The organism is Sinorhizobium americanum, assembly GCF_001651855.1.
Classification (GTDB): domain Bacteria; phylum Pseudomonadota; class Alphaproteobacteria; order Rhizobiales; family Rhizobiaceae; genus Sinorhizobium; species Sinorhizobium americanum.
The window spans coordinates 1-1,778 of sequence record NZ_LNQC01000011.1 but is presented as its reverse complement, the minus strand read 5'-3'; the positions used below and the strand labels follow the sequence as shown (position 1 = coordinate 1,778).

Annotated in this window: 1 protein-coding gene; it reads right to left on the bottom strand. The window is 60.0% G+C overall.

The genetic code is table 11. The annotated features are described in order from the left end of the window. Positions 1-205: 205 nt before the first annotated feature. Entirely contained in the window at positions 206-1,633 is a 1,428-nt protein-coding gene (locus ATC00_RS00060; RefSeq protein ID WP_064251564.1) for an ISNCY family transposase, read from the bottom strand. Positions 1,634-1,778: the final 145 nt, after the last annotated feature.

The following is a 1,778-nucleotide window of genomic DNA, read 5'->3' as shown; positions in this document are numbered from 1 at the left end:
TGTCACAGCTATTTAAAGCTGAGACAAAGTAATCAACTTAGAAACGCGACATCATCCTATTCATTATTACTCCATTTGCAAGAGAACATATTTGCATAATATGCAGACGATAGCCGCCGGCCGGGTGGAGCTGGTCAGGGTTGCGCAGCCCGGTCGGCGGCGGATGGCTCCAGCTGCAAGATAAACTTTAGCTTTGACATCCCGATCACTCCGCCGCTTTCAGCTGCGCAAGGGCTTGCTGGCGCTTGGCGATGACCACCGGATCCTTGGTAAAATCCGTCCTCCGGCCGGGCTTGGTGCCGCGCTTCTGGTAGCCATTGCTCTGGCTGCCGTCGCGAATGCCGAACATATGGTCCGTCTGGCCGGTGCGGCGCGGCCCGCCCTTGCTGCGCTGTTGCTCTCGTCCGGCCTGCATCTCGGCCACCACCGCCAGCATGTCATCAAGGCGCTTGTTCTCAACCACCTCGCAGCGGTGCACCGAGCGCAGCGTGTCGAAGGTTCTGTAGGGCAGGGACGTCCCCTCGTGGGTGATCTCGAGGCGACCGTCGGGATAGTCGCAGACAATGACCTTCTTGCCGGCGAGCGCCGTGGCGAAATCGGTCGGATCGAGGATGAACATCACCTTGTCATAGCGCAGCGTCAGCGACTGCGACAGCTTGCGGATCTCCTTGCGGCACATCGCACCATCGAGGTTCTCATGCGCGGCAAACGGCCGATGCATGTCCTTCGGATTGCGCGGCGCCTTGCCAAAGCGACGATTGAAGTCGGCCATGAACTCCGGCGCGTAGGCGTTGGCCGCCGCGATCGTGTCGATGCCGCGCAGCCGCAGTTCCTTGACGAGGCGATCCTGCAGCGTCTGGTTGGCGCGCTCGACGCGGCCCTTGGCCTGCGGGGTGTTGGCGCAGATGATGTCGATGTTGAGTTCATAAAGGGCCCGCCCGAACTGCGTCAGGCCAGTGGTTCTGTCCTGCTTGGAAGCATGGGTGGTGCGGAAAATGCCATGCTTGTCGCTGTAAAACGCGATCGGCTTGCCCCATTGCTGCAAGTAAGCCTTCGTCGCGTGCAGATAGTCGAAGGTGTTCTCCGATCCGGCAAACCGCAGATGCAGCAGCTTGCCAGTGGCATCGTCGATATAGACGAGCAGGGCGCATTTGGGGCCGCGGTTCTCGAACCACCAATGAAGCGAGCCATCGATCTGAACGAGTTCGCCGAAACAATCGCGCCGGCCGCGCGGCTGGAAGACCCGCTTCTTGCGCTCGCGGCGTGACGTCCAGATGCCGGCTTCCATCATCCATTGACGCAGCGTCTCCTTGCTGACCGCTATCCGGTGGCGTTCGAGCAGCTTCTCGGCCGCCAACGTTGGTCCGAAATCCCCATAATGCTCACGCACCAGGTCGAGCACCAGGTTGCGGAAATCCTCGCTATAACGCCGGTTGCTCGGACGGCCGCGCTTCTTCGAGACGAGACCGTCGGCGCCGGCCTGGTCATAGGCCTGCAGCAGCCGATGCACCTGACTGCGGCTAAGACGAAGCAACTCGGCCGCCTGGACGACGGTCAGGCTACCACCGCGAATCCGCTGGATCAGTTCAAGACGATGCAATTCCTTCTGCGACATGGTGATCAAACAAGACATGACGACTCCGAACGCTCATGGTCTCAGCCACGCTTCACGTCGCCAGTCTTCCTTCCAAACGTTGACGTTTGACCAGCATCCCAAGAGGCGACGACTGTCGCATCTCTAACTGGCTCATATGTCGCATCTCTAAAATGCCGCTACA